This window comes from Erwinia sp. HR93, from assembly GCF_034555055.1.
Taxonomy (GTDB): Bacteria; Pseudomonadota; Gammaproteobacteria; order Enterobacterales; family Enterobacteriaceae; genus Apirhabdus; species Apirhabdus apintestini.
The window spans coordinates 833,812-849,962 of sequence record NZ_JAXUDP010000001.1 but is presented as its reverse complement, the minus strand read 5'-3'; the positions used below and the strand labels follow the sequence as shown (position 1 = coordinate 849,962).

15 protein-coding genes and 1 tRNA gene are annotated in these 16,151 nt (G+C 46.9%); 1 reads left to right on the top strand and 15 read right to left on the bottom strand.

What is annotated here, in order from left to right:
• Window positions 1–262: 262 nt before the first annotated feature.
• Window positions 263–339, bottom strand: a tRNA-Pro gene (locus SFA31_RS04055).
• A 93-nt stretch (window positions 340–432) separates the two neighbouring features.
• Entirely contained in the window at window positions 433–2,109 is a 1,677-nt protein-coding gene (gene eptB / locus SFA31_RS04050; protein ID WP_322836825.1) for a kdo(2)-lipid A phosphoethanolamine 7''-transferase, read from the bottom strand.
• Window positions 2,110–2,386: 277 nt separating this feature from the next.
• On the opposite strand from eptB, the gene SFA31_RS04045 reads away from it, so the two are divergent.
• Complete coding sequence (locus SFA31_RS04045; protein ID WP_322836824.1) at window positions 2,387–2,980, top strand: HD domain-containing protein; 594 nt, start codon at window positions 2,387–2,389, stop codon at window positions 2,978–2,980.
• Here SFA31_RS04045 and SFA31_RS04040 read toward each other — a convergent pair.
• The 13 genes from SFA31_RS04040 to SFA31_RS03980 form a co-directional block, all read right to left on the bottom strand.
• The gene (locus SFA31_RS04040; RefSeq protein ID WP_322836823.1) at window positions 2,971–4,176 is read right to left on the bottom strand and encodes an MFS transporter; all 1,206 of its coding nucleotides are present in this window, start codon (window positions 4,174–4,176) and stop codon (window positions 2,971–2,973) included. The two genes, SFA31_RS04045 and SFA31_RS04040, sit on opposite strands and share 10 nt — an antisense overlap.
• 754 nt (window positions 4,177–4,930) lie before the next feature.
• Window positions 4,931–6,325, bottom strand: a complete 1,395-nt coding sequence (locus SFA31_RS04035) for a YadA-like family protein (protein ID WP_322836822.1) — start codon at window positions 6,323–6,325, stop codon at window positions 4,931–4,933.
• Between the two features lie 285 nt (window positions 6,326–6,610).
• Window positions 6,611–7,105 carry a response regulator transcription factor gene (locus tag SFA31_RS04030; protein WP_322836821.1) on the bottom strand — a complete coding sequence of 165 codons (495 nt, stop codon included), beginning with the start codon at window positions 7,103–7,105 and terminating at the stop codon, window positions 6,611–6,613.
• Window positions 7,106–7,264: 159 nt separating this feature from the next.
• Window positions 7,265–7,771 (bottom strand): hypothetical protein, encoded by a 507-nt coding sequence (locus SFA31_RS04025; RefSeq protein ID WP_322836820.1) that lies wholly within the window; start codon window positions 7,769–7,771, stop codon window positions 7,265–7,267.
• Window positions 7,772–7,786: 15 nt separating this feature from the next.
• A complete protein-coding gene (locus SFA31_RS04020; RefSeq protein WP_322836819.1) occupies window positions 7,787–8,707 on the bottom strand; it encodes a hypothetical protein in 921 nt (306 codons plus the stop codon).
• Window positions 8,708–8,710: 3 nt separating this feature from the next.
• Window positions 8,711–9,430 carry a hypothetical protein gene (locus tag SFA31_RS04015; RefSeq protein ID WP_322836818.1) on the bottom strand — a complete coding sequence of 240 codons (720 nt, stop codon included), beginning with the start codon at window positions 9,428–9,430 and terminating at the stop codon, window positions 8,711–8,713.
• Window positions 9,417–11,981, bottom strand: coding sequence for a TcfC E-set like domain-containing protein (locus SFA31_RS04010; protein ID WP_322836817.1), 2,565 nt, complete (start codon window positions 11,979–11,981; stop codon window positions 9,417–9,419). Before SFA31_RS04010 ends, SFA31_RS04015 begins: the two co-directional genes overlap by 14 nt.
• Window positions 11,982–12,006: 25 nt before the next feature.
• Window positions 12,007–12,537 carry a hypothetical protein gene (locus SFA31_RS04005; RefSeq protein WP_322836816.1) on the bottom strand — a complete coding sequence of 177 codons (531 nt, stop codon included), beginning with the start codon at window positions 12,535–12,537 and terminating at the stop codon, window positions 12,007–12,009.
• A gap of 62 nt (window positions 12,538–12,599) precedes the next feature.
• Entirely contained in the window at window positions 12,600–13,148 is a 549-nt protein-coding gene (locus SFA31_RS04000; RefSeq protein ID WP_322836815.1) for a hypothetical protein, read from the bottom strand.
• A 265-nt stretch (window positions 13,149–13,413) separates the two neighbouring features.
• On the bottom strand, window positions 13,414–14,751 hold the full coding sequence (locus SFA31_RS03995) for a TadE/TadG family type IV pilus assembly protein (RefSeq protein WP_322836814.1): 1,338 nt from the start codon (window positions 14,749–14,751) through the stop codon (window positions 13,414–13,416).
• Window positions 14,727–15,113 carry a hypothetical protein gene (locus SFA31_RS03990; protein ID WP_322836813.1) on the bottom strand — a complete coding sequence of 129 codons (387 nt, stop codon included), beginning with the start codon at window positions 15,111–15,113 and terminating at the stop codon, window positions 14,727–14,729. The genes SFA31_RS03995 and SFA31_RS03990 overlap by 25 nt, the downstream gene beginning before the upstream one ends.
• A gap of 8 nt (window positions 15,114–15,121) precedes the next feature.
• Window positions 15,122–15,703, bottom strand: a complete 582-nt coding sequence (gene tadF, locus SFA31_RS03985) for a tight adherence pilus pseudopilin TadF (RefSeq protein ID WP_322836812.1) — start codon at window positions 15,701–15,703, stop codon at window positions 15,122–15,124.
• Entirely contained in the window at window positions 15,666–16,151 is a 486-nt protein-coding gene (locus SFA31_RS03980) for a TadE family protein (protein ID WP_322836811.1), read from the bottom strand. The genes tadF and SFA31_RS03980 overlap by 38 nt, the downstream gene beginning before the upstream one ends.

Genomic DNA, 16,151 nt, shown 5'->3' with positions numbered 1-16,151 from the left:
AGCACATGAAAATAGCAGCGAACCGCTGCCTTTTATCCGCCATTACATTAGGCGAGGAAATAACCGCCAATAGCAAAGATGCAAAAATGATCCATAGCGCAAAGGCAGCCGCGACCGTATGAAGGCATACCCGACCTGGCTCACCAGCGGGCTAAACGACCGCCGGATATCGCCAAATACGAGGCGAAAAAAAACCGCATCGGTAAAGGATGCGGTCTGATTTGCTTTTCTGATCTGAACCTGGTCAAATCATACTAAAATTTGGTCGGTGATAGAGGATTCGAACCTCCGACCCCTTCGTCCCGAACGAAGTGCGCTACCAGGCTGCGCCAATCACCGAATTGCGGGGCGCATATTACTGCCACCCTGCGGTAACGTCAATCCTTTCTTGCCAAAAGCCCGGCGATCGGGTGAAAACCCGACGGCGCTAATTTACCGCTTCCCGGCGGCAGGATTATGGCACCAGTTGTTACTCTCATTAATACCGCCGTCCGGCGACGTATAGCCAAGACATCCTAAAACGGTGTCGTAAAGCTCTACCTGGCGGTGCGTCACTTTTTTACGCGCCTGGGATTGCATATAGGCGAACGCTTTTGCATGCGCAGGCTCTTCCAGATACTTATCCGATGCCCAGACCAGCAGCGGTACGCGGAATTGTTCCGGCGGTGCCATCTGGCGAGGTGTACCGTGCAGGCGGTCGTGTTCATTAATAGATTCACCGTGATCGGCCGCGTAGAAAACAATCGCTTTCTTATCCCGCAATTGGTCGATGGTCTTATCAATAAAGGAATCGACGTACAGCACCGTATTGTCAAACGAATTGATTAACTGCTCCCGGCTGCACTCTTTATCCACGCTGACGCACTCCGGCTGCCATTTCGCATAATCACGGGTATAGCGCTGAACGTACGAAAAGTGGGAGCCTTTGGTGTGCATAATCACCAAATGCTTGCCCTGAGGATGCGCGGCCAGCGAGTCGCGAAACTCTTCCAGCAACAGCATATCATCCACGCGTTTTCCCTGGTGCCGCGCGCCAATAGTTTCCCGATAGCCGATATTGTCCGCCATCGTATTACTGTAAAACCACAGCTCGCTTTGCATCGCGAATAGGTCGCTACTGAAACCCAATTGCTTCAGTACAGCAAAGACATTCTGTTCCAACAGAGTGCGCTGGGGGTTATCTTTAGCCCCGCCTTCGCGAACAAACATACAGCGCAGTGAAAGTTTGGTTGCGGTATCGCAAGACTCACCGCGAAATGCCACCAGATTTTTCTCCTGAGACAATTTCGGCGTGGTATTACGCTGATAGCCAAACAGCCCCATATGGTCCCAGCGCGTGGTCTCACCAATGATAAACACCACGTAGGTGTCATCTAAATCTTGAGGGGCGACATAAGTGAATTTTTTAACAGGATTAATCAGTGAACGATTATCAGAAGATTCATCGACCTGTGCCCAGGCATAAAGCCCCAGCGCAGCAACCCAATTTGAAGGCAAATAAGAGTTCGCCACTACGCCGCCATAGCTTGGCATATCGACGATAGCGTGTTTTTCAGCCTGCTTCATCTGCTTATCCATCACGCGCAGCGGCACCCAAACCAGCAGGCCGGCCAAAGCCAGCACCGCGAGATTGCGCAAACGCATGCCCGGCGTGCGTAGCTGGCGCAGCAGGGTATAGCAGCAATTATTACTCCAGATAAGCAGCAGCGGCAGTGCGCTCACCGCAACCATCCAAATAATAAAATTACGTCCGATAACTTCTTTGGAGAGATCGATATCCGTAGTCATGACCGAGGCGATAATGCCGTAGCCTATCACCACATTCAGGAAGGTCATGTAATAGCTGGCGCCTACCGAACACAGCACGATAAACGAAGCCAGTATTTGCCATAACCGACGCCCCAGCAAAGAAATCAGCCGGAATAAAAAGAAGGTAACCAGTACCGTCGCCGTTAGTTCCACTACGGCAGCAAGGATCATCCATGGGCTGAAATGGCTGAAGAAGGCCTCAAAACGCCTGTAAAATATGGCGGCGTTAAGAAATAAGCCAATATAGATAGCGAGTAGAAAGCAAAGCTTCTGCTGCGTTATCGTCTTTATGTATTTCATGCAAAAGCCCCGGAAAAGAAAAAGCGAAAGTAAAGCAACTCTCAGACCTCATAATCTGAATCAGGTTCGCTGCCGGGGAGAAAAAACCGAAAAAAGATAATCCTTAAGCTCACTGAATACGCTGCCAACACTAAATAAGCTTCCGAGGTATTCATATCGCACGCGCATTATTTAAATGGTCCTTCCATCTTTCTTATAGCAGGCAATAAAAAGATAGACGCCACAAAGCGGTTATGGGAAAAGAAACATTATCTTAAAACAGTGGCATAAATAACCAATGCAAACTCTGGAACAACGTGCCCGCAGCTATGCTCAGGCCGCTCATGCGGCCCGACATCAGCGCCGTAAATACACTAACGAGCCGTATATCGTGCACCCTGCCGCCGTTGTAGAACTGGTGCGTAGTGTGTCTGAGGGTGATGAGACAATGCTGGCCGCAGCCTGGCTGCACGACACGGTGGAAGATACGCAAAGCACGCTGGCAGACATCACGGCCCGCTTTGGGCCAGAGGTTGCTAGCCTGGTAGCAATGATAACGAATCCTTCCTTCCCCGAGGCGCTTAACCGCACGCAGCGTAAGGCATTTACTTTTGCCCATACGGCCAGAGCGAATGCTCGGGCGCAAACAATAAAGCTTGCCGATATTATCGATAACACCCGGGGAATCATTCGCTACGATCCTGATTTTGCGCGCCTTTACTTACTTGAGAAACGGCTTCAACTGGCGGGTTTAACACAGGGGAACAAAGAATTAAGGGAACAGGCTAACTTCATTATTGAAAGCGGTATTGCCCGGTTAATGCAGCCGCCGTATAACGTCACGGCGGCCTGGTTTATCCAAAAAGCGCAGGCCTATCAGCCTCAGGCGTGAGCCGCATTTAGCCGCTCATTTCGCGCAGGCTGGCGAATCGTGGTAGAAAACGCCAGGGAGACTACAAGCAGCACAAAGATAACGCAGAAGGTCACATAAAATCCGCCAAACAGAGAGGCGATAATTGACCCGCAGATGCTGCCAATACCAAAGCCGAGATAGATAACGCCGTAATTCTTCGCCAGGTTATTTAACCCGAAGAACTCACTTACCAGCGACGGGTAGACGGTGATAGTCCCGCCAAAATTAAAGGCCACGCAGGCAATAGCGGCAAAGAAGGTCACGGCGTTAAGCGGTGCAAATAGCAGGGCGGCCATTCCGACTAAAGAGATAACCTGGCCCAGCGTAATCACACGGATACGCGCGATTTTATCCGACAGGATACCCAGCACCAGGCGCCCGCCCAAGTTTGCGACGGCGATAACGGTGACCGCATTTGCCGCAGAAAGCGCATCCAGATGTACCATACCCTGAGCAATATCTTTCGCTACACCAATCACATACAAACCGCTCATACACGCCGTCAGGAACATTACCGCCAGCATCCAATATTGCGGTTTACGCATGGATTCCGCCAGCGTGAAGTCCTGTGCGGTCTTGCCGTTCGCGGTGATTTCTTTTTGCAGCGGCGCATCGCGCATCAGACTGGCACCCAGCAGTACCATGCCCATCGCCAGCGCACCCCAGATAATGAATGTTTTTTCCAGGCCGTAGCTGGCCAGAAGCTGAGTATCAATAAATTTAAAACCGAGGCTGCCTAACCCATATGCACCAATAGCGAATGCGGAGATAAGCCCTTTACGCTCCGGAAACCACTTCACGCAGTTCGACAGCGTGAGCAAATAACCGGCGCCGTCGGCCAGGCCAACCAGAATGCCTGCGCTGAACCACAGCATCAATAAATTATGGGACCAGGAGGTCATCACCAGACCAAAGCCCAGCAGTAGCCCGGAAGCCATTGTCACTTTACGAACGCCAAAGCGCTCCTGTAATTTTCCGGCAACGGAAGAAGAGATTGCCAGCCCAAGGCTCAACAAACCAAATGAAAAAGCGACCTGACTTATTGATTCACCCAGCTTCTGGGCCAAAGCGCCGTTAAACAGGCTCCAGGTATAGACTGAGCCCAATGCGAACTGCGTAATAACGGTTCCGACAAGAGTTAACCAGCGGGTGCGGTTATAAAGTGCCGTATTCATGGTGTGGTCCTTCCAAAGAGAAATACTATCTGCGGATGAACATACTGGAAACTCGGGTTCTGAAGGGGAAAAATGGAATGAATAGCGCGTAACGGGGAATGAAATGCCATAAATCAGGCATGAACGGCAGCGGCGCCTTATGGAGTGAGAAAAAATACGCCGGAACAGACGCGCTTTACAGTACGAGAGGGAAATCAACTATAGAGTTGGACCCTACCGTACCAGCAAGCCTGAACCGACGTCAATATTGCAGTGCCTTCTCAATTTAATTACTGCTTTTTTTATCAATGCGTAATTAATTTACGCCCTGTGCCAGGCAGAATGCCTTTATTCACGACTCAGTGATTAAAATCATCTAGCCGTGAGAATAACCGTCAGGCATTCCTATTGCCCTGTGTCACGGTTACCTAAGTTGCTCAACCGTTCCCTGGCAGGGATAATATTACCGTAGCGCCGTTATCTTTATCTCATGGCAAAGCGCATATCAATAAATTCAGCGCTATCCGGCGTTTACATTGCGAATAAAATAATCTAGCGGGATAACCGTTAAGTGGTTTAAACACGCTGTCAGCTTACGCACGGGAAATAACTATTTTCCATGCGCTGCATGGGCTAACAAATAAATATTCCTAAAAACGAAATATCGACCTAAATAGATTCACAGGGAAAATGTCTATTACCCGTGCCTATAACACTTCAGTGAATAAAAATTATCACGTTGCTATCTGTGTATAAAGATAGCAACGTACCGTGTTTACCAGCCAATCGCAAAGCCGGCGGCAATACCAACGCTTTGCTGGGAATCCCAGGAAGTATTCAGTTTAATCACGGCATTTTCTGCCGCTCTTACACCGACGCCAGCGGCAATCGCACCCTGTTCGCGGTAGCCGGAGGCTGCCATTCCCAAACTGAAGTCATGACCCGGCACTAATGGAACGGCGGTCATCGCCATCGCGCCAGCAATACCGGCTTCCGCCCGGCGCTGATTACGATTGATTTTTTTATCCAGCTTATTGATATTGCGTCCCCATTCGGCAAATTTGCTGTCGGTATATTCATTTGCCCGGGTCAGCGTCTCGCGGTCACCTGCGCGACTATAATCCTGCGATTTTTTTAACGTTTCCTCGTCGCCTTTTTTGCGCGCGTTTGCTTCTTTCCCAACTTCCTGATCGGTATAGCGATTCGCTTCATCCAGCAACCCGTCCGTCAGACCATCAACCCGAGAGTCGGTATAGCGATTCGCTTCATCCAGCGTTTCAGATGATTTTTGATCGGTATAATTATTGGAAATATTAATCGCGTCGTTAACGCGCACATCCGTGTAATTATTCGCCTGGTTTAGCGTTTCCGTAGCGCGCTTATCAGTGTACGAGTTTGCAGCGTCCAGCGTGTCCTGATCGCCTTTTTTCATCTGGGCGACATTGACGCCGTCTGTATCTGCGGTACCCTCTGCCACATTAGTGATTTGGCGCTCATTGCCTGCCGCCCCTACTGAAACGCTGCTGTCGCGGTCGGCAACTGAATTATCGCCTAACGCCGTCGCATTATTGCCTGACGCCTGTGAGTTGTAACCCAACGCCGTAGAGTGATCGCCGGTAGCGTGAGAGTTAAAACCAATGGACACGGAGTGATAGCCGCCGGAAACGGCCCGGCTACCCAATGCCGTACTGGAATCACCCAGCGCATCGGACAGGCGCCCCAGTGCCACGCCGCCATCGCTGGAGTGCGCCTCGCTGCCGATCGCCGTACCGCCGGTAGTCGTATCGGCCTGATACCCTATTGCAACGCCTTGCCCTGCTGCGCAGGCGGCATCACCTACCGCGACCCCCCTCGAGTCCGCGCAGCTTTCGGTTCCTAACGCTACTGCGCTTTTTGTCGCCCGTGAATCCAGCCCTACCGCAAGGGAACGATCGCTGGCCTTGGCGCGGATACCGATAGCGGTCCCACGGCTGCCGCTAACTGACGCACCGTCGCCCCACTCCATGATCAAGTCATAGGTTGGCAATGTCGCGGCCTCTTTTTCTTCCGTTGCGGGTTTATTCTTTGTAAGGAAGGGTTTTGGCGTCGCCAACGCCTCGGTTGCCGCCGAAGCATTGGCTGTGAATGCGGTAATGGCCACCATCGCTAACGCTGAAAGCGTAAACTTCATCTACATCTCTCCATGATGAATAAAAGAATTCGGGATAAGTCCGATATACTCATCAATATAACTAATACAATTTTTCTTAGAAGATGGTTATCTTCCTAATTGACAATAGTGAAGAGAGTTAAAAATAAGAATAATTTCAATATATCACCGAGGATTGAGTGATTATTCCTAGATACAAAATGGCTTATTCCGAACCATAAACACATAAGCAAATCTGATAAAAAACAGGCGTATTATGGGGCGCACCAGGGAGCTAACCCGCATGCGGCTGGTACTTATAGCTGGCTAACGCCGCGATATCAGATCGCCGAGTGAACGCACGCCCAGCTTTTTCATCGCGTTGCGTTTGTGCACATTCACCGTTTTCGCGCTAATAAATAGCATCGACGCTACATCCGTCACGGAACGTCCCTGCACCAGGTTACTGATCACCGCCATTTCCCGGCGCGTTAGATGTCCGCGCACGGTAAATGGAAGCGGATTAGTAAAATCTGCAGCGTCATGCAAAAAAATATCGCTGAAATTCTGTCGAAGCTGTTCCAGCCGACTATTTTTATTAATAAAACAGACACCCTTCATTAATTCTTTCGGGCAACTGTGTAACAGCGTCGGTGAATCGCCCCAATAAATTAATTTCTTTTGACGATGATAATAATGAAACGCATCCAGAAAACTAATATTTGGAACGAGTCTGTTCCTGGGATTACACAAATCGGTAATCACCAGGTCAAAATCAACGGACAATATCGTATTATAAAGTTCATCCACCGTATCAGGCATACTAACAATCACCAGATTCGGAAAATGCTCCTCTAGGAACATCCTTAAGCTGAACCTGATAAACATACAGGGTTCATGAAGAACAACTGCAAGCGAATCCCGCATCTTCAAGTCCTTTATAGAGAATACGATGTCCGAAAGCTATCTATCCCACAATCCTTATGGAATAGGCGTTACCAGTATACTATACATACCGGTGTAAGTTCCTAACGGATAGAACTCCACCCGCTTTTCAGACTTAAATGACACACGCGGGCCTTTATTAAGGTCCGTCACTGCACTGATATCTGGATAAATAGTCCTATAGGTCATTGGTAAATTTGTGGTGGCAGTACCATTATTCTCATCAAGCCACAGCGTGGTGAGTGTCATCAAATCGCCATTACTATTCGCTAATGATTTCGGCGCTAAGTTTTTATCTTCCAGCTTCAGGCGTACGCCGCTAACGTTCCCTACGAAGATAAACGGTGGCGTTGTCGCCGTCATATAACCACCGCTTTCCGCCATCGGAACATCTATTTCGGAACCCGTGACTTCTTTAGTCCCTATATACACACGGACACTATTTTCAATTTTCGCCGTTAATTTCAGGTCCGTACGAATCTCGGCCGCATGCACATTTGCGCCCAGTAATACCAGTGCATAAAAAAAGTATTTTTTTAACATCGGTTAATTTCCTTATTATACTTCAGGCGTAATAACGGCCGTTAATGTGTCGTTTAAACGGGCGCCGGCCTTCATTCCTCTGGTGTTTTTCCCGGCAATACTCAACTTAATATCCAGCGCTGATGAAGTCGCGCTTCCCGCAGGCAGCGTACCGTGATAAATATCCGCCGGGCCGATATTCTTGCCCTGTACTGCCACCAGATACGGAATCCACGCCTCTTCCAGTGAAGATTTTAATAAATATTGATCGCCGCCTTTCTGTAAAGATTCAAAACGCAGCGTGTAATTAAGCGCATCTACGGAGGCGTACTTCGTTTTGGTCACTGTTAGCTGCAGGTTATTACTCGCATCCATAAATGGACCAACGTCGCCAATGGTAAATATCGATGTCGTTGAAAACGCGGCACTAAGCACCGGCTGATCGACCAGCGCCGGCGCGGTATCAAGATAAATTGAGTTCGACGTCTGCTCTTTTCCATCGGCAAAGAAAGTAACATTACCGATTAATACGCGCCGTGCTGCGGATCTGTAAAACGCGGGCGACAGCTTTTCAGGCGCCAGATGCATAACCGGCACTTTATTTTTCAGGGCGATATAATCAGCGTCCGTCGTTTCATAAATATCACCGCACTGAACGTCCGTACCATGGGCGCCAATTTTAGTCATCGCGCTTAACTGGATTTTTAAAGCATCCAAATCCGGGCCGCCGGTAAGCATGCCGTTATTACACTGGCCAACGCCAGCGGGAGTTATCCGTACTCCCAGCGTTTTAGCACTATCGTCCCGAAATGAAAGTACGCCCTGACCAAATTCGGAACTGCCGCCTTCCTGAACCACTTTCACTGAGTAGTCAGACTGAAGCTGGAAAACCCAGTCCCCCGCCAGAGCGGAAGTCGATACGCTCAAAAGCAGCGCCGTATATATGGCCGCTTTCATAGGTTACTCCTTAACTCTGCAGCTATTGTAGTTCTGCACTTTTCCATTCATTTCAAAAGCCAGTGTGTTATTCACGGTCAGCACCCGCGGATGATCCGGATATACATTAAAGGCCTTCTGATCTTTACGTCCGTCGATAACCAGGTTGCGCATTTCACTACGTACATTCCCCGTCGCCCACACAGTCCATTTATTGCCCTGGCACTTCATTTCAATGCTCTGGGTATGCGTGCCTGCGGGTAAATAACGCAGCAGTACATCATATCCAACGGCAAAGCGGACTTTCCCGGGGTTTAAAGAGTCTTCCGGATAGCTTGGGCGCACCCGCAGGCGGAAAAGCTGCTCTTTCTCTACCGGCTTCATCGGCATAATGCGAACTTTCCGCATTTCGCCATAAGGCACCACCAGGCGCGTTGGTGAGAACACCAGCCAGGGTGAATCTTTACCTAACTCTTTGGTTAATTTTTCTTTCTCATCACCCGGGTTATTAATTGAGAATAACTCGAGAGTCACAAACTCATATTGCTGCTTCGCTGATTTATCATCGGTATCAGTATCTACCGGGCGGAATGCAGATTTAATAGTAATAAAGTTATCTCTTGGAGTACTTTCCTGGATCTCTTTAACTATTGGAAATACTTCAATAGCATGAGCAAAGCTTGCACCAATAATAGAAGTACATAGCACCGCTAATTTTAAAAATGTCTTTTTATTTGATTTCACAATTAACCTCTCTAACCTGCATTACACCGTGTGTTTGAATCGAATTTTTGTCGTTTAAAGGGCAAACATAATCAACGCCGTCTTGCTTCACGGATAATTGAGTAAGTTTTTCCCCAGTTGCTAAACTGAAGTCACCCACAAACAGTCCTTCTTCATCCGTAACTGTATTGCCGCCGACGACGCGTGCGTTGGTCAACGGGCGCCCATCAAAATAGATGCGTCCGGTAACCGTTTGATTACGCTTGCCTTCCAGTTTCACCGTGTAAACCTGTCCCGGTTTTATCCACGTTGAGGTTGATTTGGTCGATAGCGTAAAGAATTCGTTCTCTTTACCCGTATAGACCTGTTCCGCTTCCGGCACTATCTTCTGATACGGCATAATACTTAGCGTCGTTTTTTCACCGCCTTCAACCACCGCAGTACTGCCGGAACGGTTACGCACGTTGAAATACTGACCCTTCGGCAGGTCCGTTGCATCAACAATTAATGCGCTTTGCGTATCCACTCTACCCATACTGATATTGCCATCACCAATCGCGAAACCACCGCGCTGAGAGAGGTATTTCTGCGAGTAGTTACCGTGGCCAAAACTCTTGCTATAGCTCGCCGACGTTAACCCATAGTTATTGTCGACTGAAATGTTAGCACTGCCGTCTTTATGTCCATGACCGCTGCCGTTAAGCGTGGTCCTGAGCGTATATTTACCGGCTCTGTCAAATTCAGGGTTCAGGAAATCAACGTTATAATCAGCGCCGTAGGTATTGCCTTCTTTGCTGTTGTCCGTCATCCGACCGCGTAAAAATAGCGTTTGGCTATGGTTATAACTGCGCTCACGGAAGCTAAAACTTAACTGTGCGTAGACGCGACGATCTTTTTCCGACTCACTGGTGTTATAACCGCGCGTATTGTATCGGTAATCGTTTATGCCCTGGTGGTAGCCCACATCAGTACGCATGGTGATATCATCGAATAGATTGAAATCACGGCTTAAGTTAACGTCCCACGACTCATAGCGGGATTTATCCTGGCGCCCGTAAGAGTGATAAAACGTATTCAGGCCATAGGAGAGAGATAGCCCAACGTTCCACGGCAACATAGCGCTACTGGTTAGCTGCCACGTATCGTAATCGTAAGAAGGAACTATCCCGAAGCGCTGGTATTCTTTCTCCGGCCCCTGATACCGATTAGAGCGGTAGTTTAGATAGAAGCTATAGCGCCCATAACTTTTGTTAAAACCGGCCAGCCAGGCGTAACTTTTATCTTTACTGGCCAGCCCTTCCAGATAAAAACGCTCGGCGAAAATAAAGTTAAGCGGCGTATCAAGGCTTGCGGAAAGATAGGCCAGATCGTCATCTAACAGCAGGCCGCTGCCTAATGAGGTCGCTGATTCTGTGGTATAGCCCAGCATCGCGGCGGCCATATAGTTATCATCAACGCGTCGCGGATCGTTTGGATCTGCCCAGTGCTGTTTATTCGAAAACTCGGCACGCCGCTGATCGTAGCGCCCTAACTGGACGGAATATTCCACATCTCCGGCGCGGAAGGAACCGCTGCGCTTGTAAAACGGCTGTACTTTCCGCTGCTGCGTACCGCTAACAAGTTTTACTATTATTTCAATATCATAGCCGCCAGAAGGCCAGGCATCGGTATTAAGTTGATGCAGACCAGAGGAAAACTGCTCCATGTCGATGAGTCGGCCATTACGGTATACCTCTACCGAACCATCTTCCGGCAGATACACATTAACCGGTGAAGCCGCGCCGATATTCTGTTGAATATAGTTATCAGACATATAGCCCAGCGATACGCCATCAAGGCTCACCGGGCTAAAAAAGCTGTAATTCGCAGAAGGCGTGGAGGCTAATAAATTCTCACTTAACCGCTGACGGCCAAATTTATAATGAACCGTATTTTGTTCAATATTCAGTGCCAGCTCGTCAATGGTCGCATTATAATCTTTTGAATAGTTCCAGTTACCGGAAATATAGCTATTCTTAGTAATTCCCAGCGTATCATTAGACGTCACGGAAAGGCTGTCCCCGTAACTGTCAGAGAGATAGCTTACGTAATGGTTATGGACAAAACCGGGCGTAGACTTGGCGACAATGAATTTTTTGTCATCACCACTTCCTTTTGGCGCCAAATATTTTTCAGGGAGTATTAACTCGACGATCGCATTTGATTCATTAATATAAATTGTAATTGCGTCATCGTCATAGCCAACTTTGCTTACGCGCCTAATAGGGTGAGAAAGCTGCTCCGCCATTTTTTCACGGGGAATAGTCAGCGAAGGCATTTCCGGGTCATATAACTTTTCGACAAGAGTTTGCACGGAAGTTAACCATACCTGCTGCCTGTCATATTCAACGGTTAAAGAACCTAATGAATTATTACCCTGGACAATCTCAAAAATACCGGCGTTTTTTTGGTTAAAGATATCTTCAAAACCTTTTGGTAAAGATACCGATTCGCTGGCCGCGGGGAACGGAATCATAAACGCAGACACACATCCCGCAATAATAAAAGAATCAGAAGTCAGTTTCCTGCTCATGCATCCATTCCCTGGTTATCCCTAATTAAAGCGCTGGCGTAATAATTATGCTAAGGACGTGAGTATAATTCCCTGACGGATAGTTTCTTGCCAGTTCTTTTGATTTAAGATGAAATTTAAAACCGTTTTTATCATTACCCTGTGAAATGTCTCTTAATACCGGCATAGTCAGGCTGGCGCTGGCATCCGTGGGTACATTATTCACAACAAAATAACCGTTAAGAGGAATTGCTACGCTATCTGCATCCTGTTTCCCTTTTTCAGGGTCGAGCTCAATATCTTTCTCATTAAGCATGACATTAGCCCGGTCAATATTCCCAACGATGTATAAATAGTCACTCATATTTTCAAAGTAACCATTAGCATCATTGACGGTTAACGGAAATACTATGGTTTTATCGGTAACACGCTCGCCCTTATAATAAAGCGCAATTCTCGGCTCCATTACCACGCCAATTTTAACGCCTACCAGAGAATCACGTGCGGCATTTACCGTAACAGGATAAATAAACAGTAAGGAAATAAACGAGCAAAACAGTAAGTTCTTTTTGAGCATAAGAATATCCTACAAATGGCCAGCATTACGCTGGCCATTACTTACTGGTAAGTCAGTAATAATTAAGGTTTAGCGGCAACGTTAGCGTATACAACGCCTTTGTAGTTACCCTGCGCCAGGTTTACTGATTTTTCGTCAGACACGAAGTGGAAAATTACCGGGCTCTGAGAGTAAGATTTACCGGCATCGTTAGCCAGCGTAAAGTCATGAACATCACCAGAAGCAGCGTACAGAGCGCCTGCTGCGCTACCGCCTGCATTAGCAGTGATTTTATAAGACATTTCCTGAAGACCGTTGTCTGAACTCCACAGTTTGAACGGCTCGTTCTTACCCTGAACGCTATCGTCCAGCGTCATGGTCACGTTAGCAGCTTTATCGTTGCTGCGCATAAACAGAGTATCAGTTTTAGCTTCCATGAAGCCGCTAGATACCGCTTCCAGAACAACGTCAACTTCCGTTACCGGATTACCGTCACCATCAGAGATATAGGTGCTGTCCGGTACATTAGCGCTAACGTTGAATTTGGTGTCATAGCTGGTAGGAGTTACAGCCAGTGCTGAAGCAGAGAAAACCAGTCCAGCCAGAGTCGCGATCGCAAAAGTTGCTTTCATGTTAAATATCATTCCTGTGACATATTTCAAACTCGCGGGGGCAGGTATGCACCCCACATCCTTAAGTAATACTAACCATTTATAGGATTGCCTGTTATGCAAACTTCTGTTCAGAGTTACCCTCACGTTATTTGCGCAAACGCTAAAAATGGTCATTTGTAAGCACTAACGAACCCATATGAACACTATGTGCTGTACGGGTCCATTCTAGAGAAATGAGATAAAATTAAGCTAATCAATAAGTCTTACTAATCCTTATTAATACTCAATCCTTTATGGCGTTATGACCAACCTCTTCAAAGACGGCGTTGTGAAGTGCTTCCTGTAGCTGATCAAAATTTTGCGGGCTGTACATATTGTTTTTCCCAACACAGGAAGACCAATCCGTTGTTGGAAAGTAGTTAATAGCAATAAATGCCAGCTTAGCCTCACTTCTTCCTTGTGATAAAACACTGCGGATTTTTTCGCATAACCCATGCTCTACCAATTCCTTTGACACATCTCTTACTGGTATCGGTGTACCCACGGGGTGATCCGTGCCATCACTCACAATAATAAGAATCTTTTTAGTTGCATCACCAGTAGCTAATTTTTGAGCGCCAGCAATAACGCCAGAAGAGACCAGCGTAGCTCCCTGAGACAAAGGGAGATTAGTCAGATGATTGTGAACCTCATCCCTGTTGCTGGTTAACGGAAGGTTATATCTCCCCACATAAGGAGGGTTACTTCCCTTTGTTAGTTTTGAAAGACATTGCCCATTCCCGCTATCCGTTTTATCAATAGGAATTCGATAGTCCCTTGACTCCCTGGGAAACATATCTGCTGTTCTTCGAATATCAACGGTATTCATAAGGCGTCGATATCCTGCCCACTTATCCTCATCAACCTTAAGATCTACCGTCATAATATCGTCACTGATGACGGCATTTGGATATTTATAATACTGATAACTACAATAAGGGCCATCATCCGCATGGGTGCCGTGATCGAAAGGAACAAACCCAATCTTATTACTGATATCATCCTGAAAAATTTGATCGGTAAGTTCACTTATAATACTTTTTAATGCCTCTATTCGCGTGCCTCCACCGTCATATTCCCACCCCATAGATCCTGAAAAGTCAGCTACGAACATTACGTCCATGTGCGAACGGTAGTTTCTGGCCACACCATTATCACCAACATTAACCAATTCACCAAAATTGGGATATAGCCCGGTAAACCAGCTTTTTTCGGATAAAGTAGAGCTAACGTGGTATTCGTTATAAATTAATCCGGTGGATTTATCTTTTATATTCTCAATTTTCTTTATTTTCACATCATCAATGCGCTTGGCGTGCCGCATATAAGCCTTAATGTAATTATTTACAAGGTCTTTATTACGGACACTCTGCTCAGGGTTATTTTCTGACGTTAATGCTAAAGCCGCCTGCTCTAATGCATCAGATAAACGAGCGCGTTCAGTAATAAATCGGGCGCCATCAAGAGCAAGGGCCAACATCCCCATCAAAAAACCAGCAGAAAGTACAAACGTGACAGCCATAGCGCCACGCTGATTATCAATAAATTTAGAAGGCGTTAACTTCCTGTGGCTTCCATGCATAATTTAATTTCCTCTTTATTCGTAAGGGTAATTTCCCTTTTCTCTCGCTCTTTACTATCCATGCAGAAAAGATAAGGTAATTTCCCAGGACGCATTTTAGCAACCGCAGCTCCATTAAAGTCTTTCTGATAATTCACTGCGCCAGAGAAAGGTCGCTCATCATTTCTGTTACCCACATTGATATCGTAAACGGTAATACTTAATCCCTCGCGTAGATGCGCACTATAATAGAGGTCATCGTTTAAGGCAGAAACTAGGGCAGCCTGGGATACATCAGAAGAATCAATAAAGATAACTGCTGATGCCGCCATTAATGAAGGGCTTGTAAAGAGCATTGCCGCTAAAATAACTATCTGACGCATAGACTGAATTACCTCGCAACAGCAATGGCATGCGCGGTTAACATTCCCTTTGCGGGCTTAAACCAGGACAGAATAGAGTGGTCTCGTAAACAGACAGTCACTCGATATACCGTCACCCACCGGTTATAGGTACTATAAGGAGATAGCTCCTCCATTGGTACGGGAAGATCTGAAGCCGCACATCCTGGATAGTACCAAGTGTGAAGATGGCCCACTCTCTGAGCCTTATTATTCGTTTCGGCGTAATCAAATGTCATCCTCTGGAGATTTATCTTTAAATTGCCTTCATCCGTAGCATAAGGATATCCGGTATCTTTAAGAATTCGCTCTGCTATATTGCGCATATAGCCCAGATCGTGCTGCGAACGTATATCATCTTCTATGCCATTAAAAAACTGCGTTCGTTCGCGCATTATTCCTGCCAGAGAGTATGCGATACGATCAAGTTTCCCGATCATAGACTGTCGATAGGCTAATTCACTGGTAAAAGCGATAAACCCAGCAAGAAAAATTGCGATTAATGCAAACTCAACGGCAACGGCACCGTCTTGCCTAGTCCATAAATTGTGAACGTTCGTATTCCTGAACAAAGATCACCTCCCTGGTTAATAGATTTGAAGCATAAGATCTAGGGAATGGGAAAAACATGGGTTTGTAATTATAATTTATCCAATAGCGGGCAAGGGCTGAATCCTTCGTTAAATTTTCAACACCACCGGTCTCAAACATATCCGGGATAGAATTACTGTAGAAAATCTTCATGCTGACGGCATTGTTATAAGTTAAAAAACTCCATATAGCGCCGCCGTGCTTAAACCTGCTTCGAAAACGGTCCTCATATTTAGTTTCATAATCAGGTGCATTCTTTGCTTCTTTTGCCGCTTCTGAAACTGCAAGATCCAATACCGCAGAGATATAAGATATGCGCGCTATTTCAGCGACAAAAAACAGCATAATAACGAAGGTAAAAATAGAGAAAACGAACTCTACCGTCGCCACGCCTCTATTATCACGGATAAACCCGAAATTGGGCTTCAT